This window comes from Streptococcus sp. HMSC078D09 (assembly GCF_001813675.1).
GTDB lineage: Bacteria > Bacillota > Bacilli > Lactobacillales > Streptococcaceae > Streptococcus.
This window is the reverse complement of the sequence record NZ_KV813674.1, coordinates 1-255: the sequence shown is the minus strand read 5'-3', so window position 1 is coordinate 255 and position 255 is coordinate 1. Positions and strand designations below refer to the sequence as shown.

3 tRNA genes are annotated in these 255 nt (G+C 53.7%); all 3 read left to right on the top strand.

From position 1 onward, the window contains the following. Window positions 1–2: 2 nt before the first annotated feature. The 3 genes from HMPREF2926_RS05370 (at window position 3) to HMPREF2926_RS05360 (ending at window position 254) form a co-directional block, all read left to right on the top strand. Window positions 3–92, top strand: a tRNA-Ser gene (locus HMPREF2926_RS05370). 12 nt (window positions 93–104) lie between these two features. Then, window positions 105–178 (top strand) — tRNA-Met (locus HMPREF2926_RS05365). Between the two features lie 3 nt (window positions 179–181). Next, window positions 182–254 (top strand) — tRNA-Phe (locus HMPREF2926_RS05360). Window position 255: the final 1 nt, after the last annotated feature.

Sequence of the window (255 nt, the reverse complement as noted above, 5' to 3'; positions counted from 1 at the left end):
TTGGAGGATTACCCAAGTCCGGCTGAAGGGAACGGTCTTGAAAACCGTCAGGCGTGTAAAAGCGTGCGTGGGTTCGAATCCCACATCCTCCTTTTTAAAATTAACGCGGGATGGAGCAGCTCGGTAGCTCGTCGGGCTCATAACCCGAAGGTCGTAGGTTCAAATCCTGCTCCCGCAATTTGGCTCGGTAGCTCAGTTGGTAGAGCAATGGATTGAAGCTCCATGTGTCGGCGGTTCGATTCCGTCTCGCGCCAT